Origin of the sequence: Mesorhizobium sp. M0954 (assembly GCF_040319155.1) — a bacterium.
Taxonomy (GTDB): Bacteria; Pseudomonadota; Alphaproteobacteria; order Rhizobiales; family Rhizobiaceae; genus Mesorhizobium.
The window spans coordinates 1-23,003 of the sequence record NZ_JAMYNR010000022.1; the positions used below are offsets into that span (position 1 = coordinate 1).

General features: G+C 62.6%; 22 protein-coding genes and 2 pseudogenes. 5 read left to right on the forward strand and 19 right to left on the reverse strand.

Annotation, left to right across the window (positions count from 1 at the left end):
• The first annotated feature begins 888 nt into the window (after positions 1-888).
• Positions 889-1,200 carry a DUF736 domain-containing protein gene (locus NKH93_RS24800; RefSeq protein WP_352922510.1) on the forward strand — a complete coding sequence of 104 codons (312 nt, stop codon included), beginning with the start codon at positions 889-891 and terminating at the stop codon, positions 1,198-1,200.
• Between the two features lie 86 nt (positions 1,201-1,286).
• Here the strand turns inward: NKH93_RS24800 and NKH93_RS24805 are convergent, their stop codons facing one another.
• The 3 genes from NKH93_RS24805 to NKH93_RS24815 form a co-directional block, all read right to left on the reverse strand.
• Positions 1,287-1,820, reverse strand: a complete 534-nt coding sequence (locus tag NKH93_RS24805) for a Ros/MucR family transcriptional regulator (protein WP_352542837.1) — start codon at positions 1,818-1,820, stop codon at positions 1,287-1,289.
• Positions 1,821-2,144: 324 nt separating this feature from the next.
• Entirely contained in the window at positions 2,145-2,915 is a 771-nt protein-coding gene (locus NKH93_RS24810; protein ID WP_502896492.1) for a transposase, read from the reverse strand.
• Positions 2,916-3,007: 92 nt separating this feature from the next.
• Entirely contained in the window at positions 3,008-3,316 is a 309-nt protein-coding gene (locus tag NKH93_RS24815; RefSeq protein ID WP_352972464.1) for a hypothetical protein, read from the reverse strand.
• A gap of 479 nt (positions 3,317-3,795) precedes the next feature.
• Between NKH93_RS24815 and NKH93_RS24820 the strand changes: the two genes are divergently transcribed.
• Entirely contained in the window at positions 3,796-5,916 is a 2,121-nt protein-coding gene (locus NKH93_RS24820) for a DUF3363 domain-containing protein (RefSeq protein ID WP_352972467.1), read from the forward strand.
• Between the two features lie 234 nt (positions 5,917-6,150).
• Here the strand turns inward: NKH93_RS24820 and NKH93_RS24825 are convergent, their stop codons facing one another.
• The gene (locus tag NKH93_RS24825) at positions 6,151-6,414 is read right to left on the reverse strand and encodes a helix-turn-helix domain-containing protein (protein ID WP_352922508.1); all 264 of its coding nucleotides are present in this window, start codon (positions 6,412-6,414) and stop codon (positions 6,151-6,153) included.
• A gap of 124 nt (positions 6,415-6,538) precedes the next feature.
• Between NKH93_RS24825 and NKH93_RS24830 the strand changes: the two genes are divergently transcribed.
• Positions 6,539-7,237: a hypothetical protein gene (locus tag NKH93_RS24830; RefSeq protein ID WP_352922506.1), complete on the forward strand. Its 699-nt coding sequence runs from the start codon at positions 6,539-6,541 to the stop codon at positions 7,235-7,237.
• A 94-nt stretch (positions 7,238-7,331) separates the two neighbouring features.
• Here the strand turns inward: NKH93_RS24830 and NKH93_RS24835 are convergent, their stop codons facing one another.
• From NKH93_RS24835 to NKH93_RS24905, 15 genes and pseudogenes are all read right to left on the reverse strand, one after another.
• On the reverse strand, positions 7,332-8,060 hold the full coding sequence (locus NKH93_RS24835; protein ID WP_352616336.1) for a hypothetical protein: 729 nt from the start codon (positions 8,058-8,060) through the stop codon (positions 7,332-7,334).
• A 208-nt stretch (positions 8,061-8,268) separates the two neighbouring features.
• Positions 8,269-8,463: pseudogene (locus tag NKH93_RS24840) on the reverse strand (hypothetical protein); the annotation flags it as partial.
• 127 nt (positions 8,464-8,590) lie between these two features.
• Positions 8,591-8,936 (reverse strand): annotated as a pseudogene (locus NKH93_RS24845) (ATP-binding cassette domain-containing protein); the annotation flags it as partial.
• A 7-nt stretch (positions 8,937-8,943) separates the two neighbouring features.
• Complete coding sequence (locus tag NKH93_RS24850; RefSeq protein WP_352922502.1) at positions 8,944-9,963, reverse strand: ROK family protein; 1,020 nt, start codon at positions 9,961-9,963, stop codon at positions 8,944-8,946.
• A complete protein-coding gene (locus NKH93_RS24855; protein ID WP_352922500.1) occupies positions 9,963-10,685 on the reverse strand; it encodes a ribulose-phosphate 3-epimerase in 723 nt (240 codons plus the stop codon). Before NKH93_RS24855 ends, NKH93_RS24850 begins: the two co-directional genes overlap by 1 nt.
• Positions 10,682-11,509 carry an alpha/beta fold hydrolase gene (locus NKH93_RS24860; protein WP_352922498.1) on the reverse strand — a complete coding sequence of 276 codons (828 nt, stop codon included), beginning with the start codon at positions 11,507-11,509 and terminating at the stop codon, positions 10,682-10,684. Before NKH93_RS24860 ends, NKH93_RS24855 begins: the two co-directional genes overlap by 4 nt.
• Entirely contained in the window at positions 11,509-12,327 is an 819-nt protein-coding gene (locus NKH93_RS24865) for a sugar phosphate isomerase/epimerase family protein (RefSeq protein ID WP_352685814.1), read from the reverse strand. Before NKH93_RS24865 ends, NKH93_RS24860 begins: the two co-directional genes overlap by 1 nt.
• Entirely contained in the window at positions 12,327-13,403 is a 1,077-nt protein-coding gene (locus tag NKH93_RS24870) for a Gfo/Idh/MocA family protein (RefSeq protein WP_352972473.1), read from the reverse strand. The genes NKH93_RS24865 and NKH93_RS24870 overlap by 1 nt, the downstream gene beginning before the upstream one ends.
• A gap of 4 nt (positions 13,404-13,407) precedes the next feature.
• Positions 13,408-14,229 (reverse strand): sugar phosphate isomerase/epimerase family protein, encoded by an 822-nt coding sequence (locus NKH93_RS24875; RefSeq protein ID WP_352922496.1) that lies wholly within the window; start codon positions 14,227-14,229, stop codon positions 13,408-13,410.
• 188 nt (positions 14,230-14,417) lie between these two features.
• A complete protein-coding gene (locus tag NKH93_RS24880; protein ID WP_352922494.1) occupies positions 14,418-15,260 on the reverse strand; it encodes a carbohydrate ABC transporter permease in 843 nt (280 codons plus the stop codon).
• Positions 15,261-15,265: 5 nt separating this feature from the next.
• Positions 15,266-16,162 carry a carbohydrate ABC transporter permease gene (locus NKH93_RS24885; RefSeq protein ID WP_352922492.1) on the reverse strand — a complete coding sequence of 299 codons (897 nt, stop codon included), beginning with the start codon at positions 16,160-16,162 and terminating at the stop codon, positions 15,266-15,268.
• Positions 16,163-16,301: 139 nt separating this feature from the next.
• Positions 16,302-17,549 (reverse strand): ABC transporter substrate-binding protein, encoded by a 1,248-nt coding sequence (locus tag NKH93_RS24890; RefSeq protein WP_352922490.1) that lies wholly within the window; start codon positions 17,547-17,549, stop codon positions 16,302-16,304.
• Between the two features lie 120 nt (positions 17,550-17,669).
• Positions 17,670-18,815 carry an ABC transporter ATP-binding protein gene (locus NKH93_RS24895; protein WP_352773594.1) on the reverse strand — a complete coding sequence of 382 codons (1,146 nt, stop codon included), beginning with the start codon at positions 18,813-18,815 and terminating at the stop codon, positions 17,670-17,672.
• Positions 18,816-18,905: 90 nt separating this feature from the next.
• Entirely contained in the window at positions 18,906-19,856 is a 951-nt protein-coding gene (locus tag NKH93_RS24900; RefSeq protein ID WP_352972477.1) for a PfkB family carbohydrate kinase, read from the reverse strand.
• Positions 19,857-19,859: 3 nt separating this feature from the next.
• A complete protein-coding gene (locus NKH93_RS24905; protein ID WP_352685801.1) occupies positions 19,860-20,660 on the reverse strand; it encodes a beta/alpha barrel domain-containing protein in 801 nt (266 codons plus the stop codon).
• 162 nt (positions 20,661-20,822) lie between these two features.
• Between NKH93_RS24905 and NKH93_RS24910 the strand changes: the two genes are divergently transcribed.
• A complete protein-coding gene (locus NKH93_RS24910) occupies positions 20,823-21,584 on the forward strand; it encodes a DeoR/GlpR family DNA-binding transcription regulator (RefSeq protein ID WP_352501408.1) in 762 nt (253 codons plus the stop codon).
• 253 nt (positions 21,585-21,837) lie between these two features.
• Positions 21,838-22,986, forward strand: a complete 1,149-nt coding sequence (locus NKH93_RS24915; protein WP_352819272.1) for a Gfo/Idh/MocA family protein — start codon at positions 21,838-21,840, stop codon at positions 22,984-22,986.
• Positions 22,987-23,003 lie beyond the last annotated feature (17 nt).

Here is a 23,003-nt window from a genome sequence, read left to right on the forward strand (position 1 = left end):
GCCATGCTCTGCTCGAGCCGAACGACGCTCAACGCGAGCGCGACGACCGGTTCTTGATCTCTACCTCAACCGCAGGCGCCCCTCCCGCGCAGCGGGTTCGTTCTCCGGCCCCAAAATATCGAGACGTTCGTACATCGGCGCACTGCGTCAGCAAGTGGCGCGTTGTGCCGTTTGGAATGGATGCCTTGGGGCAAGATCGCTGATCAATATAGGGTCAAGCAGCATAGGATTGCAGTCTGGAACGCGGATTTCGGATCATTGACGAAGCATAAGGCAAATGAGCCGCCGATGGAGAAATGGCTTTGGCCATCGCTCGCACAAATACAATCTGTACCAGAGCGTGGCCGCCCACTCGCAATGGAGCGCGTCACCCACCTCCTGAACTGAACTGAACTGATCCGGTCCGCCCAGCTTCACGGCGCGGCCCAGCTCCGCTCGCCGGCCATCTTGGCGCGGGTACCTGGAGCGGCATCATCATTCTCATGGTTGAGGTGTGGGTTAGCTGTATTGACCGCCAAAGCGCTCATGACAGGGCTGGGAAGCGGGTGACTGATCGCGGTCGCCGTTGTGACTGTCTGTCCATCCTAGCTACGCCCATGGCGCCCTCGAATGGATTGGGTCTGACCGAAGACCGTTTTCGCTTGGCTCAACCTCGATCGTCTTCCCGCAACGACGGCGCTTCGTTTTCTTCCCCTGGCCGTACCACCCCACCCGGCACACCTGGCGGGGACCCCGGTTTGCGTCCATTCCTCGCGGCCCAAGAAAGTCTCGCGGCGCCGTCTTCCACTTCGTTTCAGCTGCTTTGGGTGCGGCCCGATCGCCCCCGGTCTCAAGACCACCATCGAGGCCGCGATAGGCGCGGCCCGAGAAACAGAAGGAACCATCACAATGGCGACGATCGGCACATTCTCCCGCACCGCGAACGGCTTCTCCGGCTCAGTCAAAACCCTGAACCTCAACGTCAAGTCGGTGACGTTCACGCCAGCCGAAGGCGACAATGAAAAAGGTCCGGACTTCCGCATCTTCGCCGGCGCCATCGAGTTCGGGGCGGCATGGAAGAAGACCTCGCGCGAGGGCCGCGACTACCACTCGGTCAAGCTCGACGATCCGAGCTTCCCCGCTCCGATCTATGCGAGCCTGGTCGAGACCGCCACCGAGGGCGAGTTGTCGCTCATCTGGTCCCGCCGCACCGCACAGTGATCCGACTAAACACGCAGCCCCGCGCAAGGCGGGGCTTCGCCATGGTTCAGGTCCTACAGCGTGGCACGTCCGCCAGCTGCAGCACGCTACGCTTTGACGGGTGTCTTGCGCGCCTTCTTCACCGGCGACTTGACTGCCCTTGCGGCTGTTGTCGCTGCTGCCGCGCGAGCAGCTCGTTTTGGTTTTTCTGCCGCAGCTGTTTCTGGCGCTGCCGCCTTGCGTCCCAGGCCTATTGATTTCGCCAGGGCCGAGCGGGTGGCCGCGTAGTTCGGCGCTACCATCGGATAGTCGGAGGGCAGGTTCCATTTCTGCCGGTATTCGTCCGGACTCAGATTGTAATGCGTTCCGATATGCCGCTTCAAGGATTTGAACTTTTTCCCGTCTTCCAGGCATATGATGAAATCAGGTGACACTGACTTCTTGATCGACACCGCCGGCTCCAGCTTGGCTGCGGTCGCAGCCACAGGTCTGCCGATCCCTTGCAAAGCGACATAGACATCCCCGATCAACTTCGACAACTCGCCGACCGGCAGCGGATTGTTCGAAACGTAGGCGGAAACGATGTCGGCGGTGATTGATACGAGATCAGCCTGGTCGCTTGGGTCTGGAGAAACGGTCATCGAGTTTTCCTCTTGTCTGACGGCTCTAATAGCGCGCGTTGAAACGGATGGGCTGTTTATTGCCAATCAGGCAAATAATTCGTTTTTCCGCAACAAACCTCATTCGTCGCAAATATCAAGCCGGCAAGCTTTCGCTTCCATCGTTCTGCCCGGCTGCGGACAGAGTTGCTGATAAACCGGTGAAAGCTGCTGCACCGCAGATCGAGCGATGAACATGCGCGTACAATCTTTATCCTCTCGGCACTTGGCGGCGCGGTCCTCCTCGCGGCGGCGGCGGTGAATTGGAGCTTCGGGCGCAATTCATCTGGAACGCGTCGGCGACGTTCAAGTTGCCTGAACCTGTTCGGGCCAACGGGTCCGGCAGGCACATTTCGGGCGGCGTGGCGCTACATCTAAACCGCGCCTGGGTATAGTCGAGGATCTCGCTAATGCTCTCGCAGATGCTGGGCAGGGTGCCGCCGCAACAACGCGCGGCGGATGATCGGGCAGCGGCCCGCGCTTTGGTTGCGCTTTTCCGGGTTCGCTACGGCGCGGAGTGATGGTCGCGCCTTCGCTGATATCGCGTTCGATGTGGTCGGGGTCCATTGCGCTCGGAATCCGAGAAGGGATCCATCTTTCAGCTGCTCCTGGATCAGTATGGCGAGCCCGTCGAGCCTCTTGACGGTCGGTATGACCGAGCGCCAGATGCATCTTCACACCCGCCGCAACGACGATCATGATGCGTTCTCCCTTACCGCGAGATGCCGCTTGACTGCATCCGCATTGCTGCCGACGGACGCAAAGACGCGCCGCCCGTTGTCCAGTCGGACTGCCACCATGCCGTCCGGCGGCCGCACGAGATTGCACAGGGGAGCCGTCGCCGGCGTTCGTTTTTTCGCCCCATGGATGAGCGCAACAGTTGCCAATTGCGGCGTCTTGCGAGCGGTCAGGCCGAAACTCGACACGCCAGCGGAAGGCCGTGCTGGTGGCGACTCCATGGCGGCGGCAAACCTCCGCCACACTGACGCCGGGCTTCTCCGTCTCCTGCACAATCGCCTGCTTCTGCGCGTCGCTGAAGCGGCGCCGGTCCGACCGCCCGTCAACCCGCAGTCTCAAGCGATTGGCGCCGCACGCAATCAGCGCTGCTTAATTGAGCCCGGGCACTCGGATGCAACAGAGATCGCCAGTCCACTTCGAATTCGAATTCCTCAAGACGAGCGCGCCATTTGCGCAGCGCATGGGGGCGAAAGCCCGAGCGCCACGGCATATTCGGCAGGCCCCAATCCGCTCCAGTTCATCGCCTCCACATGCATGCCCCAGAACGCCTGCAGGGCAAATCGGATCGTGTCCGTACGCACGCTGTAGCAGTAGCGGCGCGGGCTCTTGCGTCGCTTCGGCGGCCCTTTCTTGCCCCGCTTTTGCGGCTTTCCCCGGCGCAATTTCCGCAGATATTCCGCACGTTTGCGCCGATCTTCCGCGCTCACCAGATGACGCACCCACAGCTTGAAAGTCGTCATCGAAAGCTTGCGCCGGCGGCAATATTCCTCCACCTCAAAACGGCCCCCGATACCAGGTCGCGACATGCGTCGACCAGTACGAGTTGTCGGCCTTGTCCCAGGAACGTCGAGGCACCGCCGAAGATCCTCCTCGATAAGAAGGAACCCCACACGTTGCGAGATTGCACTAGGTGTGCAGGATCCGGACGGTTACAGAGTGCGGAGAGGGCAGCAAGATAAAGCGAGCTGGCGCTCGCCTCGCTTCGCTCGTAAGTGCTTGTCTGCACATTGTTTTTCCTGCCCGTGCCGACCTCAGGCAGAATGACGTGAGGTGCGGGGCTGACAGGCTATGGCTATGCTGTTGATCCGAAACGCAAAACTATCGTGCCGCAGCGATGTGCGATCCGCCATTCTTCGCCGCAGCAAGTCTTTGCGCGCCGTAGCACGCTCTGCGCTCCGGCCATCTTGAAGCACCAAATCCGACTCCCGATGCTGTCGTCATGGCAGCTCGTGACAGCGACAGATTCGAGGTTCGCACCGGCCGGATGCGGCATGGTGGCGCGCCGGTCAATTCACGGACGCTGCCCTTCGTACGCCAGGTCGAGATTGCCATCCGCAAGCAAGGCGGCAATCCCAATCGCATCGGCGCAAGCAGGAGCGACGGAAAGGGGAGTGGCCGCTTCAACGCCCGGGGCCGCGGCGGCAAGGTGGCGGCAGATTTGCCAAAGGCCAGCGGCGGCTGGCGGCAGGACGAGAGCGGGGTCCGTTTTCGCTCCCGCCGCGTCGTGGTGAAGGCGCGCGTCGTCAAGTTGCCAGGACGAGGCAAGGGGACCACCGGGCGCGGCCAAAAGTTTGTGACGACGAGCAAGGCCGTCGATGCGCATCTGCGCTATCTCCAGCGCGACGGCGTGACCAGGGATGGCGAGAAGGGCAGGGTGTACTCGGCCTTCGACGACGAGCCCGACGGCAAGGCCTTCGTCGAGCGCGGGCGCGGCGACCGACATCAATTCCGTTTCATCGTCGCACCGGAGGATGCCGCCGAGATGGAAGACCTGCGCTCCTTCACCCGCGATCTCATGCGGCAGATGGAAGCCGACCTCAACACGCGACTCGACTGGATCGCCGTCGACCATCACAACACCGGCCATCCACACACCCACATCCTGGTGCGCGGCATCACCGGCGACGGCAAGATCCTGAACATCGCCGGCGACTACATCGCCCATGGCATCCGCCATCGGGCAACCGAGCTGGTGGAACGGGAACTCGGGCTGCAAAGCGAGATCGAAGTCGCCCGCAAGCTGGCCAACGAGGTGGACGCAGAACGGCTGACAAGACTCGACCGCATGCTGATCGCCGAACAGCAGGAGCACGATCTTGTCGACCTCCGTCCCAATGCCAGCGACAGCTACACCATTTCCAGCAACCGCTATCTGCTGATCGATAGGGCGAAGACACTGCAACACTTCGGCCTGGCCAACGAGATCGAGCCCGGCCGATGGGTGATCTCTGACCGAGCCGAAAGCACGCTGCGGGCACTTGGCGAGCGCAACGACATCATCAAGACCATGCACCGGGCACTCGAGGAGCACGGCCTCGCCGATGAGCGGGGCGCGGCTCAATATGTCATGCACCGGCAGACCATCACCGAACCGGTCGTCGGCCGTGTGCTCGCCAAGGGCCTTGCCGGCGACGAGATGAGCGATAAGCTGTCGCTCGTCATCGATGGCGTCGACGGACGCACCCATTATGTCGAGACCGCGGATGCGGCAAAGCTGGAAGACATTCAGCGCGGCCATATCGTGGCACTCGAACCGATCCTGCCGAAGGAGGGGCCGCGTGCGGCCGACCGCAACATCAGTGTCGTGGCGGGCGAGGATGGCATCTATCGCCCGAGCAGACATCTGGAGGCAATCCGCGAGGCATTTTTGGAGCAGGGCAAGGACCCGGAAGCCTTCGTCCGCTTCCATGTCCGCCGTCTCGAAGCGCTGCGCCGGGCCGGCCATGTCGAGCGCATCGACGACGACCACTGGCGCATTCCGGAAAACTTGCCCGAGCGCGGCATCGCCTATGATGCCCGCAGCCGCGGAAAGGACTTCTCCGTCCGCGTGCTTTCGACGCTCGATCTTGACGCGCAGATCGGCAGCGACGGCGCCACCTGGCTCGACCGGGAGCTTGTGGCCAAAACCCCTGTGCCGCTGGTCCGGTCAGGCTTCGGTTTCGACGCCGACAACGCCCTCGACAGACGGGCCACCCAGCTCGTCAGGATGGGCCATGCCGAACGCGACGCGGCGAGCGGGACGATCACCTTCTCGCGCGACCTTGTAGCCACGCTGGCGCGCCAGGAGGTCGCGCGCGTCGGCAAGGAAATGGCCGCTGCGCGCGGCCTTACCTTCGTGCCCGTACAGCCCGGCAACCATATCGGCGGCACGCTGCTTGGCTCGGTCGGTCTTGCCAGCGGGCGCTTCGCCATGCTGGACGATGGTCTCGGGTTTCAGCTCGTTCCGTGGCAGCCAATGCTGGAGAAGCGCATCGGCCAGCACATCACCGGGCTCGTGCAAAACAGCGGCGGCATCGACTGGAGCTTCGGCAGAAAACGCGGGGTCGGAATCGGGATGTGAGGAATGCTCGCGCCGCAAAATGCGCAGGTGGGGCGAGAGCCGTAATTCAGATCTGCCGGAGAATGAACTGTGTCTCGACCGCGCGTGCGTCGATTGTTCCCAACTTGGGCACTCACTCGTATCAGGTCTCCCGCGACGACCCACAAACGCGCCGCTCCATAGGGCGGACACATCTGCGCCACTTTCCCTGTCCCTGTACGCCTTTGCGAAAGGGAGCCGGTCCATACAAAAGGATCACAGTTTGCCTTTTGCATCGTCTGATCGACGCGCCAGGCGAACGCCAGCACCGCCGCCGTTTTCCGGAATGAATTCGACACCGGCAGCTTCTAATGCTGCAGTTAGCGCCTCTAGAGTGGTCTGCCTCGAAGCCGTTTGGGCATTCTCAATTCTGACGAGCGTGCGAACGTTTATCCCGGATGCGTTGGCCAGATCCTCTCTCGTCCAGTCAATTAAGGCTCTCGCTGCACGAAGCTGGTGGGCCGATATGTCCTTTTTCATGACATTCTTCTTGTTTAAAGTCACAAAAAGTGACATATCAGGAGGGCAACAGAGTCGGCCGCACGAGGTGCTGGTAACACCCTGAGCGGCCTGACCACCACCCAAGCTGATTGGAGCTCGGATCATGGCTGATTCCGACAATACCACGACTCTGCCGTTCGTCACCCGCAGGAGAGTGCTTGCGGGAACAGTGGCGGCAACCACCGCGTGGACCCTTGAAGGGAACGCGTTTGCTGGCGAGGCCAGGATGACGAATGTGCCCCCCGACCCAGCGCTGGCGCTTTGGCGGGAATGGGAGACAACCCACAAGCTGACCGAGCGGCTTTGCCGCAAGCAGCAGCGCCTGGAGACGAGGCTTGTCTCGAACGTCGGCTTTCCTTGCGCAACCGTGTGCCTGCCCGAGGGTGAGGATGTGACGGTCCACTCGATCGAGGCGCTCAATGAAGTGCTCGGCAAGCGCCCGGACACAGCGGATCTCCGGGAAAAGGCCGAAGCTGACCTCGCGGCGCATAAGGCACGCTGGGACACGGCTGCGGAGGAGGGCGGCTATGCTGCGGCCCTTCGAGCTGAGCGCGAGGCTGCCAATCGGGCGCAGGATCTGATGCAAGCGCTCTCAACGACGCCTGCCACGAGTGTCGCTGGCGTGGCGGGCAAGCTCGATGCCGTGTTGCGCGAGGGTGAGGCCTGGGTGGAATGCTCCGAGTTCCCTGGCCGCAAATCCGTTCGGCGCTCAGCGATCTGGTACGGATCGCCCAGCAGACGACTGACGACGAACCGCCCGCACCTGGCGGGCTGGCACCCGTCTCCGCGAGAAACGGCTTAAGAGCCGGTTGGCCTCGTAACGGCGGCTTGCTTGACTGAGATACGCGGCTGATCTCTTCCGGTCGAGTGGCTGCGCGGAAATAAGCCACCCATTTTCATGACTTACGTCGTGGCAGGCCATTTTGTTTTGGGACGCAATTCTCGGGGAGCGGCTGTCTTTTGCAGAATTGGGGATCGGTGAAATCCAACTCTTCGACTGAGCCGGTGATCAAGCCCCAACTGCGCTGCCGATCGATCGGGACTTCATAAAAGTCGTCGCCGCCATGCTTGAAAGCCTCATCCTCCAGCGCGACGGCTACGCCCATTTCCCGGAGATATTGCTTCTTCTCCAGGTGAGCATTGGCTAGAACTTTGGCAACCCTCTTGGCGGACTTTATTTGAGTGAAGGTCCTGTCGCCATTTGAGTACAGGACGGCTTGTCCCTTGTGGACCGCGATAAAGTTGCGGTCGCTGTTGAGCCTTTTGACGCCACCAGCAAGGAACAAGGGGCAGGCAGACAGGCAGTTGGCTTCTTCGAATCGACCTTGGCCGTCAATCTCTGGCATCGTGCGACAGACCGAGGCTTTGTCTTTGCAAACTACCGGTGAAGTCCCAATAGCGATTGTCAGCTTGTTCTTTCTCGCGATCCTGCCGAGTTCCTGGGCGGACTGACGGTCACCACCATTCGATGCCAAGACGATGGGCAGGTGAACTGCGCCGAGGCTCTTCAGCAGCTTGCGCAAAGCCGATGGGGACGAGGTTTCAATCGAACCTGCAGCGTAGATCCACGCAGGGCAGGTTGGTTCACATGCGGGGTCCGAGTTCCGGATCACCTGGAAGGTCATGACAGTATCCGGGGCCCATGCCAGTGCCGGCATCTTCGGCAGTGCTGCAAAAAAGGCCACAGTCAAGAGCACAGCACGGCAGAGAGATCGAAAGAAAAGCAAAGCCGCCCCCCGGAAGCATTGTTAGAGAGCAATGAGGTGAACGTTGCACGATGTCAACTCGGTCGATTCATCCGTCGCTCGCGCGCCGTTTTTCCGAGCCAAAGGAAGCTGTGATTGCGGCGGCATATATGCCGGTGTTGACATTCGTGTCGCCCGCCTCGACCCGTTGCAGGGTCGAGCGCGAGGTACAGGCGCGCTCGCCACCCGCGCCATTGGGAGCCGCCGCCGGGCATCGTGGATATTCGCTCCCAGCCTGTGCAGGGCGTCTGACCGCGGCCGGAGGATTGTTGGGAGTGGGCATTGACACCTTTGCACTACTGATTACGCCTTAAGACTCTTGAGATGGACATTCTCGCAAACGGCTACCGATCCGCGCGTTGTCGATCCTCCGCAGAGCGCAGGCTGCGGTCAGGAGCCACCATTCCGGATACGTCGGCCGCCTCCTTCACCTTGCGCTCCCGCTCCTGCGGCGGCACCCCAGCGATCTTCAGTGCGAAGCCCCCTATTCTCGGCCAAGCTCATATGCGGATAGGCCGCATAGGAATGGAACACCATGGCCAGCCCACGCGCGGACGGGTCGATGTCGTTGGCGCGCACGCCGTCGATCATGAGGTCGCCTGCGCTGATCCTTTCCAGCCCGGCGATCATGCGCGGCAGCGTGGACTTCCCTCAACCGGACGGGTCGACGAAGACGATGAATTCGCGGTCCTCGACGTCGAGGTCGATGCCCTTGATGATCTCGGCGGCTCCATAGGATTTGCGCGCGCCGCGCAGCTTGAGCTCAGCCTTGGCTTGCCTCCCTGGCGCCGGTTGTCGTCTCCTCGTTCTGCACCATCGCCAGCGCCGTGCCGGGCTCGCCCTCCCATAGGATCAGGCTCGCCGCGCCGACTAGGCCCGCCCGGTCGCCAAGTTCGGCCGGAACGATCGGCACGTCGCGATAGGCTTGCATGGCGCGGTGCTCGACGGTCGCCCTGATGGTCGGTGCCAGGAGGTCGAAGCCGTTGGAAAGGCCGCCGCCCATGACGATCAGGTCGGGCGAGTAGAGATGCAGGAGGTTGGTGAAGCCGATGCCCAGCCACCGCGCCTCGGCCTCGACCAGTGGGCGAGCCGCCACATCACCCGCCCGCGCGGCCTCGACGACGTGTCGCGCCGAGACGTCGCCATTGTTGGACAGCCGCCGGAGCAGCGAGCCGTCGCCCGGCGCGGTCAGCCGTGTCGCCCGGCGTCCGAGCGCCGTACCGGAGGCGACCGCCTCGAAGCAGCCGACGGCGCCGCAGAAGCAGCGGTCGCCTTCGCCGGTGATGGTCATGTGGCCGATCTCGGCCGCCAGCCCGCGCCTGCCGTGATAGATGTGGCCGTCGGCGATGACGCCGCCGCCAATGCCGGTCGACACGGTCACGAATACCAGCGATCCGGTGCCGCGGCCGGCGCCGAAGCGCCATTCGCCGAGGGCCGCCGCATTGGCGTCGTTCTCCAGCCGCACCGGCAGGCCGAACTGCCGGCTGAGGATGTCGATCAGCGGCACATTGTGCCAGCCGGCCAGGGTCGGCGGCCCGATGACGATGCCCGCCTTGGGATCGAGCGGCCCCGGCGCGCACATGCCGATGCCGACCACCTTTGCCCGCGGATGCTCCGCCAGCAGGGTGCCTGCCAGCGCGATGATCTGGCCGATCACCGCCTCCGATCCCGCGGCTGCCATCGTCGGTGCCGAAACCCGGGCGATGACATCACCGCTGCGTTCGACGAGCGCGCCGCGCAGCTCCGTGCCGCCGAGATCGAAGGCAAGCGCAAGCGTGCTCATCAGGCGGCGACCTTCAGTCCGTGCAGCCAGGCCATGCGCTGCGCAAGGTCGGGATCGCCGAAGGCAAGCGAGCCCAGCACAACCGTCTCGGCGCCGGCGGCGCGCAGCAGCGGCACTGTCTCGTGGCGGATGCCGCCATCGGCGGCAAGCACGATGTCGGCCTCACGGCCGGCCTTCCGCATCAGCGCGCGTGCCTCGATCAGGCGCGGGCAGGCCTGATCGGACAGGCTCTGCCCTTTGACGCCGATGGAGGTGCCGAGCAGCGTCACGAACGCCACTTCAGGCAGGAAAGGCGTGACGACGCTGACAGGCGTTTCCAGCCTGAGCACCACGCCGGCTTCGGCGCCAAGCTCATGCGCCAGCCGCACGGCGCGAAGCCCCGCTTCACCATTCTCGGCATGCACGCTGATCAGGTCGGCGCCGGCCTCGATGAGCTGCCGCGTCTGCTCCTCGACGATTTCGGCCTCGACCATCAGATGAACATGGATCGGCCTGGTCGTCAGCTTGGCGATTCGTGCCACCAGATCCGGAAAGAACAGGAAGCCGGGGGTGAAGCGGGCGTCGGCGACGTCGACGTGATGCAGATCGGCATGGGCCTCGATGCGCTTCAGGTCGCGCTCCATATTGGCGAGATCGGCCGACCACAGCGAGAATTCGCCGAGCAGCCGGTTGCGCGGCAGAGCGGCTATCGCGGCGGGGCCTGAGAGAGATTTGCTGGTCATGACGGAATGAGGCTCCGGACGTTCGAGTGGGCGTGAAGGAAGGCCGAGATCTCGGCGTGTAATTCGGTGAAATGGCTGGCGCTGTCGAGCGCCTTGGGGGTGATCTCGGCGAAGATCGCATTGGGGATGACTGCGGCGAGCGTATAGGCGGCCGACAGCGGGTGGACCGCGTCGCTGGCGTTGCCAATGGCCAGCGTCGGGATGCGCAGGGCGGCGGCGTCGCGCTCGGAAATCCCGGGCCCGTCGGCGGCGATGTTGGCGAGCACCTGCGCAAAGGCGTGGGCGTCCGGCCGGTCGAAATAGCCGAACAGCGAGGACAGGTTGTCGGGCGCCTCGCGGTAAAGCCGCGTCGCCGTCTCGGATTGCGCGAAGATACTCCGCGCGCTCTCGGCGCCACGGTCGAGGATGAGTTCGGCGACCTCGGTTATAGGCTGCATGTTCACCGGTGCTGCCGTGAACGTCCACGCCGGCCGCACCAGCACCATCGCGGCGACGCGGTCGGGATGGCGGCAGGCGAGGCGGAGCGCGATCGCGGCACCCATCGAGACGCCGCCGGCAACGAAGCGGTCGAGGCCGGCCTGGTCGGCGGCCGCGAGCACATCGTCGGCGAACATCTCGAACGAAAATGGCCGTCGCTCGCCAAGGCCGGAGCCGCCATGGCCGCGGCATTCGAGCGTGATGCGACGAAAGCCTGTGGGGAAGGTCTGCGCAACCTGCGCCTCGCCGCCACCCAGCCCGTGCTGAACGACGACCGCCAGCCCGTCGCCCGTATCGGAAACCCGAAGCGCGGCGCCATCGCGGAGCAGGATCGTCGGGCGCGCCATCACAGCAGCCCCTTGAGGAAACGGGCGACGCCGGGCGCTTCCCCGGCCGAAAGCCCATGCGTCACCAACGGCCCGTCGAAACCTGTCGCCTTCAGCCGGGCGATGAAGTCGGCGAAGTCGACGACGCCTTGCCCGGCGGTGGCAAACCGGCCGTCGGCGAAACGGTCCTTGGCATGGGCCATGGCGACATGGCTTGCCGTGCGCTCGACTGCAGCCGCAACCATGGCGCGCGCCTGCGCGGCATCCGCCTGTTCGAACAGGTTTGCCGGATCGAGCACGATGCGCAGCCGCTTCGAACCCATCTCGGCGATGAGCCGCATCGCGTCAGGAGCGGAGGTGACGATATTGGTCTGTTCGGGCTCGATCCCAAGATTGACACCGTGACGCTCGGCGAGTTCGAGCGCCTTTTCCATCTCGACCGCCATGTCGGTCCATGCCGAGGGATCGGCATTGTCAGGATGGTGCGCCCATTGGTCGTCACGATTGCGCGTTCCGGTGCAGAGCGTGACGAGCGGCGTGGAAAGCCTTGCGGCGGCTTCGATCACCATCGCCAGCCGACGCAAGCCATCGTCGCGTACCTGCTTGTCCGGATGCGCCATGTTGTAGGTGCCGGACAGCGCCACGAGACCGACGCCGGAGCTGTCGACTGCGGCATTGATTGCCCAGATCGCCGCTGCGGGAACATCATCCGGCATCGATGGCAGGCCGGCGCATGCGAGATTGAATTGGGTGACCGCAAAACCCGCGTCACGGACCGACGCCAGCACGCCGGCCGGCTCGCTGCCCGGGAAGGTCTTGGCGAACACCCCGATCTGCATCAGACCGCTCCCGTCACGCCAGCAATCTCGACGCGTTCGCCGCTCTCGACCGAGCGCGCGATCGCCACCATGGCGCGGATTGAGGCGAGCCCGTCGTCGACATTGGCGCCGGGCATCGGCTTGCCGTCGAGCACCGTCTCAGCGAGGCCTTCGAGCTGGCGGCGGAAGAAATGGCCGTCTGCGCCAAGCGGCTTGCGCGACGTCGCATCCTTCTCATGGAAGATGTCGACCTCGCTTGCGCGGAAATACCAGGGATTGAAGGTCTTCGCGATCACCGAGCCGTTTTCGCCATAGAGCTGGAAACCTTCATGCCAGTCCATGCGCACGGCAACCGTGAGGTCGAGATGGCCGAGCGCGCCATTGGCGAACTCGGTCTCGACGAACCAGCAATAGGCGCCGAATTTCTCGTTGAGGCGGGCTCGTACAGCGGTGATCTCGCCGCACAGGAAGCGCGCCGTGTCGACGAGATGCGAGCCATGCGCCAGCATGAAGTATTGCCTGAGATCGGCCTTCGGATTGCCGGCCGGCTTCCTCGCCAGCTTGCTGGTAATGGGCAGAGGTTGGATCGCGTCGGTGTTGGTGTAGCGATGGGTGGAATCGCAATACCAGGCCTTCAGCGCCAGGATCTCGCCCATCTCGTCGCGCACGAAATCGCGCGCCGCTTCGAGAGCCGGGTCGAAGCGCTTCATGTGGCCGACCTGCAGCACCTTGCCGGAGCGCTTGACCGCGTCGGCAAGCTTCTGGCCTTCCTCGACCGAGACGCCGATCGGCTTTTCGCAGAGAACGTGCTTGCCCGCCTCGAGCGCCTTGATCGACATCGGCACGTGATAGGCGTCCGAGGTGGCGACGATCACCGCCTCCAGCGCAGGGTCGGCGAGCATCGCGTCATAGTCGCCATACATCTTCTGCGGCTCGTAGGTCGCGCCCATACGTGCAAGCAGATCGGGTGCTGCGTCGCAGATCGCGTAGAGATCGGCATTGCTCGCCTTCACGCAGGATTCCAGATGCGCGAATTGAGCGATCGGCCCGCAGCCGAGCACACCGACACGAAGACGACGGTCTTTCTTGCGGATCATCGTCTCAGGCTCCGTAGCCGCGCATGGTCTGGCGGTTGGTCTTGACCGCGCCGGCCGGATCGGCGGCGGCGGTCTCGGACTCTTCCTCCAGCACCAGCCAGCCATTGAAGTTGGGTGCCGCACTGGCGATCTCGATCACCTTCGCGGTGTCGCAGACGCCCTTGCCGAGCATCGCCCAGGTGCCGCTCGCATCGACATCCTTCAGGTGCACGTAGCAGATGCGATCGCGATAGGTGGTGAGCGTGTCGGCCATATCCTTGTGGCCGCGCAGGATGTGACCGGTGTCCGGCACCCAGCCGACCAGCGAGGCATCGAGCAGCCCGAAGATGCGGTCGCAATCGGGGCGGTCGTAGAGCAGCGTGCTGTGATGCGAGCTCGGGTGCACCGCGACCTGGACGCCGGCCCTGCGGCCGAGTTCACCAGCCTTGTTGTAGACCTCGGCCGCAATGGCGAACTTGTCGTCGCGCGGACCGTCCGACACGACGGTGGCCGAGCCCATGGACACCATCGCGCCCGGAAAGGCGGCGGCGAAATCGATCCAGCGCTTGGCGGTCTCGAGGTCGGCGCCGATCTTCTCCTTGAGTGTGAAGCCGCTGTCCGAACCGAACGCGAAGGAGACCAGCGTCAGGCCGGATGTCTTCAGCGCCGCAGCGAACTCCGCCGGCTTGCCGGCATAGCGGCCGATCATCGTATCGGTGATCTCGATGCCGGCATAGCCGCCATCGGCGATCGCTTTGAGCAGGTCGTCGGGGCCGCCGGCAAAACGGTCTCCGAGCATTTCCCAGGTGAAGGTCTGGCAGCCGACTTTGAGGTCTTTCACGTTCATCCTTTCATTCCTTGATTCCACCTGCATAGGCCCTTCGATGATGTGGCGCTGGAAGAACGGCTCCAGCACGATCAGCGGCGCTATGACGACGCTTGAGGCCGCGGCGATATCGCCTGCCAGCAGAGAAGGTCCAATCCATCGATTTCGATGCGCGGCCTACTCCATCAGTTCTCTGTGGGAGGGACATCCTACTTGACCGAGCCGGCGGTCATACCGGCGAGGAAGAACCTCTGGGCAACGAGGTAGATGAGCAAGAGCGGTAGCGAGCCGAGCACGCTCATCGCCATCATCTGGTTCCATTCGAAGGCGTGCTGCCCCATCAACAGCTGGATGCCGATCGGGACGGTGCGCATGGACGTTGACTTCGTCAGCGTCAGCGCAAACAGAAATTCGTTCCAGCACAACAGGAAGGTGTAGACCGACGTCGCCACGATACCAGGCAGTGAAATCGGGACGATCACCCGCCAGAGCGCCGTCCAGCTGCTGCCGCCGTCGACAGCCACCGCTTCATCGAGATCGCGGGGCAAGGTGTTCAGATATCCCGTCATCAGCAGGATCGCGTAGGGCAGCGTAAATACCAGGTAAGTCAGGATAAGTGCGACGTAGGTGTCGAAGATGCCATACGAGACGACAAGCCCGAAGAAGGGGATCAAAAGCGTGATCGGCGGGATCGTCTGCGTGCTGATGATGAGCGTGTTGAGGCTGCCCTTGCCGCGGAAATTGAAACGGCTGAATCCATAGGCCGCCAGCAAGGCGATCAGCACCGTCAGCACTGTCACCGCTCCGGCCACGAAGTAGCTGTTGAAGAAGAAGCGCAGCTTTACCGGGTCGCCAAGGATGGCCGCATATGCTTCCAGCGTGAAGGCCTTCGGCAGGACGGTTGGTGGCAGGGCAAAGATTTCGGTATTCGACTTGAACGAGCTGCTCAGCATCCAGTAGATCGGGAAGGCCGCGAAAAAGAGCCCTGCAGCAAGCGCAACATGGAGCGCGACGGTGATCAGCCTGTCTTTCGGCGAGTGCCTTTTCCTCATGGTGACTACCGAGCCTTTTGATAGCGGATGTAGAACAGCGTCAGGCCGAGGGAGATCAGCAGGATGACCACGGCGCTCGCCGAAGCCTGCGACAGGTTGTAGCTCGAAAACGCCAGCTTGTACGTGTAGGTGCTGAGGACCTCGGTCGAATAGATCGGACCGCCGCCCGTCGTTATCCAGATCAATGGAAAGACCTGCATGGTCCAGATGAAGTCGAGCAGCGAGATGCTGATGATGATCGGCATCAGCTGCGGGATCGTGATGAAGATCAGCTTCTGGTAGGCCTTCGCCCCGTCGATATCGGCGGCCTCGTAGAAATCCTTGGGAATGCCCTGCAAGCCTGCGAGCAGGCTGACCATGAAAAGCGGGTAGCCCGCCCAGATATTGGCGAAGGTGACGGCGTGCAGCGCGGTCTCGGGCGAGGAAAACCACTCGACCTTGGAACCGATGATGCCCATCTGCATGAGAACGCTGTTCACGACACCGTTCGGCTCGAGCAGGAGGCGCCAGATCACGGCGATAATCACCGCGGTGAACAGCCAGGGCAGAATGTAGAGCACGCGCAGGATATTGCGCAGCGTCGGATTGACGCGGTCGCTGTTCAGCATGAGCGCGAAGATCATGCCGATGGTCATGTGGAAAACCACACTCATGCATGTGAAGTAGAACGTGTGCCACAGCGAAGCCCAGAACACGGGGTCGTCGAAGATCGCCTGGTAGTGTTTCAGTCCGGCAAAGGACGGGTCACGACGCAGCACCGCGCTGTTCTGGAACGAGTAGGCAATCACCGTCACCATCGGCAGCAGCATCAGAAGCCCGATTATGAGCAGCGAGGGCGACAGATAGAGGTAGGGTGCGACCGCTCGTTTCAGCTTGTGGTGGGAGCGCTTTTGCCGGGTCATGTGCCAACCTTGGGATAGGCCTTCAGCGAGAAGGTAAGCTTCGGAAACAGGTCCATCTCAAATTGCCGATCCGTTGTTGCCGGGTGGCCTGCCCGAAGTCAGGCCACCCGGTCGAACATAGCAAACGGGAACAGGCCGATCAGAATTTCGCCATCCAGCCCTTCTGAGCGGTGGCTGCAGCTTGTTCCGGAGACTGCTCGCCGGCGAGCATCTTCTGGGCTTGAACGTCGAACTGGGTCATCAGGTCTTCAGCCACCGGCAGGCCCGTGAACTCATTGGCGAGATAACCGGTCTTGAAGATTTCGAAAGCCTTGCCGAAAGCTTTGTCCGAGGTCACGAAATCGGGTTTGGCGTTGACGTTGCCCGGGAAGGCGTTTGCAAGCGACACGAGCTTGGCGTTCACCTTTTCACTCATTAGATATTGAACGAGTTTCCAGGCTTCCTCCTGATGTTTCGAGGCAGCAGAGATACCGATGCCCCAGGAGGCATAGGGAAGGCCGCGCTTGCCGGTATAGTTTTCTACGACCGGGACCGGGATGAGGTCGAAATTCAGCTTGGGGTTGCGTTTGCGGATGAGGTTCACATGCGCGAGCGAGTCGATCATCATCCCGACGCGGTCGTTGACGAATTCCTCGACCTTTTCCTGCTCGGTCTTGGTGGCGATGCCGGGCGAGACGGTGCCGGCGTCGTTCAGTGATTTGACGAAGGTGAGCATATCCACCACCGGCTTGCCCTCGAGAGCGGGCTTGCCGTTCGCCATCATCGACTGACCCGAAGCCCAAACCCAAGACATCATGTCGTTCTGGACGCCGGATGGCGTTTGCAGCGACAGGGGCAACACCCAGCCATACTGGTTCTTGTCGGCGTGCGTCATCTTCTTGGCGGCTTCGAGAAACTCCGCACGGGTCGACGGCAGCTTGGTCACGCCTGCCTGGGCGGCGAGGTCCAAATTCACGAAGACCGGATAGACGAAGGAAGCCACGGGAAACATCACCGCCTTGCCGTCCACCTTGATGATGTCCGCGACCTGGCTCTTGTCGAAACCACTCGCATCCATCATCGGATTCATGTCGGCGAGTGCGTTCTGCGCATTCAGATTGTTCACCCAGGCGCCGTCGAGACCGACGACGTCGCTGAGCGTTCCGGTTGCGGCACCCACCGAGATCTGGTCTCGCGTGGTCGCGTAGGGGCCGCTGACCAATGTCACCTTGATTCCGGGGTTTGCGGCCTCGAAGTCATCCATGATTGCCCTGAGCGAGCCAGCCGGCAATTCAGGCTCCCACCATTGGGTGAATTCCAGCGTTGTGTCCGCCATGGCGCTGGTTGCGCCAAGCAACCATGCGGCCGCGGCTATTTTCAGCATCGCGGGTTGTATCCGAAACATCATTTTCTCCTCCTTCTACAAGATCGACCGCACAATGCGGACGATCGTCTGGTTTATTCAGAAGCCTTCTTGCGAGTATCTTTCGCAGGCGCCTCCCTCTCGCCTACGGTCTGCTGCAGATATTCAGATCGCCAGATGCGTCTCGGGATCGAAGAAATGGAACTTGGCATCATCCACGGCCAACCGGATTTCCGAGTCGGAGTGGATGGCGCTGGCCGGTTCGAATCTCGCCACCGCGTTCGATGCCAGGCCAAAATCCTCCGCTGCGTCCGGATCGCCGGAGTCCACCCGGACCGCGTCGATGTTCAGGTGGACGATATGTTCAGAGCCGAGCTCTTCGATCGAAGTCACCTTTGCGGGTATCGTCTGATAATTGCGGCCGGACTCGAGGCTGCTGTCATAAAGATCCTCGGGCCGTATGCCGAACACGATCTTGCGCCCCTCATAGGACCTCAGAGCGGGCCTGCCGACGAACGCTGCATCCTGCAATCGGATGGCGAAGTCGCGAAAACCGAGCTCGCCGCCCTTTAGGTTCGCTTCGAAAAGGTTCATCGACGGAGAACCGATGAAGCCGGCGACGAAGGCATTCACCGGCGACTCATACAGTCTCTTGGGTGTGTCGACCTGCTGCAGCACGCCGCCCTTCAACACCGCGACCCTGTCGCCCATCGTCATCGCTTCGATTTGGTCGTGGGTCACGTATATGGTCGTTACGCCGAGCTGCTTTTGCAGGCTGGTGATTTCGGCGCGCATTTGAACACGCAGTTTCGCATCGAGGTTGGAAAGGGGTTCGTCCATGAGAAAGGCGGCCGGCTCGCGTACCATGGCGCGGCCCATGGCAACCCGTTGGCGCTGTCCGCCTGACAGGTTCGCGGGTTTGCTGTCCAGCAAAGACGTCAGCTGAAGGGTTTTGGCGATCTCGTCCACGCGCTTCTTGCGCTCGGCCTTCGGCTTGCCTGCCAGCCGCATCGAAAAGGCGATGTTTTCGAACACCGTCATATGCGGGTAGAGCGCGTAGCTCTGGAAGACCATCGCGATGTCGCGGTCCTTGGGCGGCATGTCGACGACGTCGACTCCGCCGATCCGAAGGCTGCCGCTGGTGATGTCCTCCAATCCCGCGATCATTCGCAACGCGGTGGATTTGCCGCAGCCGGACGGCCCGACGAGAATCAAGAACTCGCCGTCCTCGACCGATAGGTTCAATTGGTCGATTGCGCGAAAATTGTTCCCGTAAGTTTTGCAGATATTCTCTAGAATGACTTCTGCCATCTTCCTCCCTCCACAAGTATAAGCCAATGATTCTTATAATTTTCCTCGGCTTGTGTTCACCTGCGAAATGTTTCCTCGGATAGTTTCAGGCTATGTTCCAGTATCGACATATGCATTTTTCAGTTCGACTGCTGACGGCGCGTTCGTCGATGCCAGGAGTTCCGTGACCTGGTCGTCGGTCGGAAGCGCCTCGCGCCCGCCACGCCCCGTTATCGAAAGGGCCGCCGCCGCGGCCGCGAATGCCACCCGGCCTGCGGTGTCGGCTCCGCGCATCAACGCATGCGCGTAGGCGCCATGAAAGCAGTCACCCGCGCCGGTCGAGTCGACGACCACAACCCGGTGCGGGGGCAGATGCCAGAGACCTGTCTCTTCACGCCCGCGATAGTACACGCCCCTGCCGCCATCGGTCAGAACCACGGCGGACCGCGACGGCGACCACAATGCATCGAGCATCTCGGCGGGCGATCGGCGCCCTGTGGCAGTCCGTGCAAAGCCGAGGGGAAGAATGAGATGGTCGCAGAGCGCGATCAGCCGCTCCGTGGCTGGGCCGCAGCTCCATTCGATATCGCCGAGGATCGCAAGGCCGAGATCGCGAGCGCGAGCCACGACATCCAGCGACCGGATCGCGTAGCTATCGACGATCAGGACAGTCGCGCGGCTGAGGACCTCGTCCGGGAAGTCCGACGCGGTGCCCAGCATCGCGTCGTCGTCATACGCGATGAACCGTTCCCCGTCCGAGCCGACGGTAATGCGCGAGCGCACCGGGCGCGCGTCCGGGTGGCGCGGCGCGAATTCGGTTTCAACTCCGTTCGCAACGAGATCGCGCAGCACGGCGTCGTCAGCGGCGCTGCCCAGCCATCCGACGAACCCGGGGCTTCCGCCGAGCCGCGCGACGGCGGCTAGCGCCGTCGCGACATTTCCCCCGAAAGACCGGGCACTATGCAGAACCTTCCCCTTGCCCGCCGACAACGGCTGATCGACATAGACGATGTCGTCGATCGCAATAGCGCCGAAGCCGAGGATTGAAGGGACGGTGGGCATCGTTCAGGCACCCGCCTTTGCCAGGGCGTCTTGCGCCGAAAGGCCGTCATGGATGACGCCCCGAAAGGCAAGCGCAGCCTTCTCCGGATCGCCATGCCCCCAGAGATTGCGGCCTACCACGGCACCGCGTGCGCCGGCACGGATGGCGTCCGCCGTCTGCTTAAGCGCGCCGAGCAGCGTATCGGTTTTCGGACCACCCGCGATCACAACCGGCACCGGGCAGGTCCGGACGGTCTCTCGGAACGACTCGAAATCGCCCGTGTAGCCGATCTTGATGACGTCGACGCCGGACTCGTAGCCGATGCGCGCCGCATAGGCGATCTCGTCGGGGGTGAAGACGATTTTTGCTCCGTCGGTGAAATCGCGTGGGTAGATGTGCGCCACCACAGGCATGCCGTAGCGCGCCGCCGCATTTACCGAATCGGTGAGCCAGCGTATGTATTTGCCCTCGGTCGCGCCGCGCACCGGAATGGCCACGGCCAACGCATCGGCCCCGGCGCGCACCGCATCCTCGGGCGTTGCGATCAACTCGCTGATGCGATCGTCCGGAGTGAAGCAGCCCGCCTGAATCACCAGGGAAGCCTTGCCCGCATATTGCGGCCACAGATGGCGCGCGGTGCCAGGCTGGATGCTGACGTAGTCGGGTTTGCCCGCCATGACGCGGGCAAGCGCACCCGGCAGGTCGGCAAGGCCGCCTTTGCGCACGTCGCCATAGCCGACGAAGTGGTCGACGGCGCCGCCAAAAAGGTTCCCCGATGGATGCGAGAAGAGGCGCGCAAGACGCACCTTGGTTCCTAGGCTCATGAGTGCAAAATTCCCCAATCGTTTGATTTCAAAATCCTGGACCCAGTGTTTCCGAAAGAAATAAGAAAAACAATCTTTCGAAAGCTTTCGAATTTGCGTATTTTTGCTAAGCTGAGCCGAGGCCAGAGCGGTTGCTTGGCGTAGGGAGGCAAGGGCAGGGCAATGTTGTCGGAGCAGAGACGCCAATCGATCCTGGGTGAGGTGCAACGCAGCGGACAGGTTCGCACGAAGGACCTGTCAGATGGGTTTGGCGTGTCGGAAGTCACGGTGCGCTCCGACCTCGAGATACTGGACCGAAAGGGACTACTGACCAAGACCCGTGGAGGGGCGGTGACCCGTACCACCGATTCGACTACGGCCGCGTTCGCCCGGCGGATGCAAGCGAACCTCGACGCAAAGAAGCGCATCGCCCGGGCGGCGGTAGACCTCTTCGAGGACAACCAATCGGTCATCTTCGACGGCGGCTCGACATTGATGCAGCTTGCCATGCAGTTACCGCCGCTCAGCAATGTCGTGGTCGCGGCCACGGCCATGAATATCGTGCAGCACCTTATGCATCGTCCCGGGCTCGACGTTCATATGATCGGCGGCCGGGTCTATCCCGACACGGTGAGCACACTGATCACCGATGCCGATACGGCTCTCGGCGGCTTGGTAGCGCATCAGGTCTTTGTTGGAGCGCATGCGATAGACTCGTCACTGGATGTGGTCGACGTGAACGAAGACATGGCGCGAACGAAGCGAAACCTCGTTCGCATGGCCCGGCGCGTTGTCCTCCTCGCCGATTCGAGCAAATGGGGCGTCAGCGGGACCTCCAAGGCATTTTCGCTGTCGGCCGTCGATGTGGTGATCACCGACGATGGCCTGCCCGGTCCAATACGCAGCCAGCTTGATAGGATCAGGGCCAAGGTGATCTATGCCTGAACCCGTCTCGGTTCCTACCGCGACGGAAAGATCCAGTGCGCGCATGACTCACGGGATTCGCATCGGCCGTTGGCCGTTTTTCATGTCAGTCATGTTCTCCTCCTCAAGGCTGGCGGCCTCCAATGCTGCGCCAGCGTTTTCACATGCTCTATAAAAATTTTACGCGCGTCAAGATTTAAAATGTTATATAGCGGCTTTCGACTATGAACCTTGCCGTAGCCAGGCCATGACCGCGTTAGAGGTACGATCTGAAATGCACAGAAAATCAAAGACAAAGCTCGGCGTCGGCGTCATCGGATGCGGCAACATCTCGATGACCTATTTGCGCAATGCGGCTCTGTTCGGCGGGGTAGAGCTCAGCGCCTGCGCCGACATTTCGGCCGATATGGCTGCGCTGCGCGCCAGGGAGCATGGCATCCGCGCACTCGGCGTCGACGCGCTGCTGGCCGACCCGGACATCGATCTTGTTCTCAATTTGACGATACCGGCGGCGCATTTCGACATTTCGCTTTCGGCGCTTTCGGCGGGAAAGCACGTCTTTACCGAAAAGCCTTTGGCGACATCGGCCGCCGACGGCCGCCGGCTGGTCGAGGAGGCGAGGGCGCGCCGGTTGCAGCTCGGCTCGGCTCCCGACACCTTCCTCGGCGCTGCCGGCCGGCGGGCGCGCCGGCTGATGGATGAGGGTGCGATCGGCCGCGCTGTGACCGGCACCGCCTTCATGATGGGGCGCGGCATGGAGCACTGGCATCCCAATCCGCAATTCTACTATCAGCCAGGCGGCGGCCCGGTCTTCGACATGGGCCCTTACTACCTGACGATGCTGGTCAACCTGCTCGGCCCGGTCGAGCGCGTCATGGCGATGGCGACGCGCGGTCAGGAGGAACGTCTGATATCAGCCGAAGGTCCTTACAAGAACACCAGCTTCAAGGTCGGCACGCCGACCACCATCCTGTCCCTGCTGGAGTTCCGCTCTGGCGCCACCGTCACCTTCGGCGCGTCCTGGGACGTGTTCAAGCACTCCAACCATCCGATCGAACTGCACGGCACCGAAGGCTCGCTGCGATTGCCCGATCCCGACACATTCGGCGGCACAGTTTCGCTCTCGGCGCGCGGCGACGACTGGGCCGATTTCGCCAGCGAGGCCGAACTCTACGGTGCGCGCAACTGGCCCTATGTCGCACCCGACCGCGCCAACTACCGCATGCTAGGCGTCGCCGATCTTGCGCGGGCGCTGGCCGATGGGCGCAAGCCCCGCGCCTCCGGCGATCTGGCGCTGCATGTTCTGGAGATCATGGAGGCGATCCTGGCTTCGGGCGAAAGCCGCGGCTCAATTGCCGTCAATGGGACCGTCGACCAGCCGCCGCTGCTCGGCGAGGACGAGGCGGCAGGTCTGCTTGCCTGATGGGGAGGGAGATCCAT

Coding starts and splice junctions, on each gene's coding strand:
- NKH93_RS24830 (WP_352922506.1), top strand. CDS start 6,539: ATGGCTGATTCCGACAATACCACGACTCTGCCGTTCGTCACCCGCAGG.
- NKH93_RS24900 (WP_352972477.1), bottom strand. CDS start 19,856: ATGCCCACCGTCCCTTCAATCCTCGGCTTCGGCGCTATTGCGATCGAC.
- NKH93_RS24835 (WP_352616336.1), bottom strand. CDS start 8,060: ATGACCTTCCAGGTGATCCGGAACTCGGACCCCGCATGTGAACCAACC.
- NKH93_RS24880 (WP_352922494.1), bottom strand. CDS start 15,260: ATGAGGAAAAGGCACTCGCCGAAAGACAGGCTGATCACCGTCGCGCTC.
- NKH93_RS24890 (WP_352922490.1), bottom strand. CDS start 17,549: ATGATGTTTCGGATACAACCCGCGATGCTGAAAATAGCCGCGGCCGCA.
- NKH93_RS24910 (WP_352501408.1), top strand. CDS start 20,823: ATGTTGTCGGAGCAGAGACGCCAATCGATCCTGGGTGAGGTGCAACGC.
- NKH93_RS24860 (WP_352922498.1), bottom strand. CDS start 11,509: ATGGCGCGCCCGACGATCCTGCTCCGCGATGGCGCCGCGCTTCGGGTT.
- NKH93_RS24800 (WP_352922510.1), top strand. CDS start 889: ATGGCGACGATCGGCACATTCTCCCGCACCGCGAACGGCTTCTCCGGC.
- NKH93_RS24915 (WP_352819272.1), top strand. CDS start 21,838: ATGCACAGAAAATCAAAGACAAAGCTCGGCGTCGGCGTCATCGGATGC.
- NKH93_RS24895 (WP_352773594.1), bottom strand. CDS start 18,815: ATGGCAGAAGTCATTCTAGAGAATATCTGCAAAACTTACGGGAACAAT.
- NKH93_RS24815 (WP_352972464.1), bottom strand. CDS start 3,316: ATGACGACTTTCAAGCTGTGGGTGCGTCATCTGGTGAGCGCGGAAGAT.
- NKH93_RS24905 (WP_352685801.1), bottom strand. CDS start 20,660: ATGAGCCTAGGAACCAAGGTGCGTCTTGCGCGCCTCTTCTCGCATCCA.
- NKH93_RS24855 (WP_352922500.1), bottom strand. CDS start 10,685: ATGACCAGCAAATCTCTCTCAGGCCCCGCCGCGATAGCCGCTCTGCCG.
- NKH93_RS24875 (WP_352922496.1), bottom strand. CDS start 14,229: ATGAACGTGAAAGACCTCAAAGTCGGCTGCCAGACCTTCACCTGGGAA.
- NKH93_RS24870 (WP_352972473.1), bottom strand. CDS start 13,403: ATGATCCGCAAGAAAGACCGTCGTCTTCGTGTCGGTGTGCTCGGCTGC.
- NKH93_RS24825 (WP_352922508.1), bottom strand. CDS start 6,414: ATGAAAAAGGACATATCGGCCCACCAGCTTCGTGCAGCGAGAGCCTTA.
- NKH93_RS24850 (WP_352922502.1), bottom strand. CDS start 9,963: ATGAGCACGCTTGCGCTTGCCTTCGATCTCGGCGGCACGGAGCTGCGC.
- NKH93_RS24865 (WP_352685814.1), bottom strand. CDS start 12,327: ATGCAGATCGGGGTGTTCGCCAAGACCTTCCCGGGCAGCGAGCCGGCC.
- NKH93_RS24820 (WP_352972467.1), top strand. CDS start 3,796: ATGGCAGCTCGTGACAGCGACAGATTCGAGGTTCGCACCGGCCGGATG.
- NKH93_RS24805 (WP_352542837.1), bottom strand. CDS start 1,820: ATGACCGTTTCTCCAGACCCAAGCGACCAGGCTGATCTCGTATCAATC.
- NKH93_RS24885 (WP_352922492.1), bottom strand. CDS start 16,162: ATGACCCGGCAAAAGCGCTCCCACCACAAGCTGAAACGAGCGGTCGCA.